Annotated in this window: 1 protein-coding gene and 1 pseudogene; both read left to right on the forward strand. The window is 49.8% G+C overall.

Annotated features, from left to right (window positions below; translation table 11 throughout):
* The coding region (locus ACTHTY_RS12175) for a CopD family protein (RefSeq protein ID WP_440367888.1) at nucleotides 1–255 on the forward strand (255 nt) is incomplete at its 5' end.
* A 54-nt stretch (nucleotides 256–309) separates the two neighbouring features.
* A pseudogene (locus ACTHTY_RS12180) lies at nucleotides 310–432 on the forward strand (CYTH domain-containing protein); the annotation flags it as partial.

Raw genomic sequence — 432 nt, forward strand, 5'->3', positions numbered from 1 at the left:
CCGTTGGGATTCGGGACGCTGGTGTGCGGCATTTTGATTCCGTTTGTTACGGGTTGGTGGGGGCAAGGCTGGCTGCATGTAAAGCTTTTGATGGGCCTGCTGCTTTTGGCTTATCAATTTTATTGCGGCGCGCTGCTGCGCGGCTTTGAGGAAAAACGCAATACGCATTCGCACAAGTGGTACAGGGTGTTTAACGAAGTGCCTGTATTGATGATGGTCGTCGCTTTGTATATGGTGGTGTTCAAGCCGTTTTAAGGTGTGTGCGAAACCTGCAAAACCTGTTTTCAGACGACCTTCTTTTATATTGGAATCAAACAGATGACTATTGAAATCGAACGCCGCTTCCTGTTGAAAAACGATGACTGGAAGCGCGAAGCCTCTGCGCCGCAAGTGTTGCAGCAGGGCTATTTGAGCGTGGAAAAAGAGCGCACC

This window comes from Neisseria sp. P0019.S002 (assembly GCF_051957155.1).
In the GTDB taxonomy this organism is placed as follows: domain Bacteria; phylum Pseudomonadota; class Gammaproteobacteria; order Burkholderiales; family Neisseriaceae; genus Neisseria; species Neisseria perflava.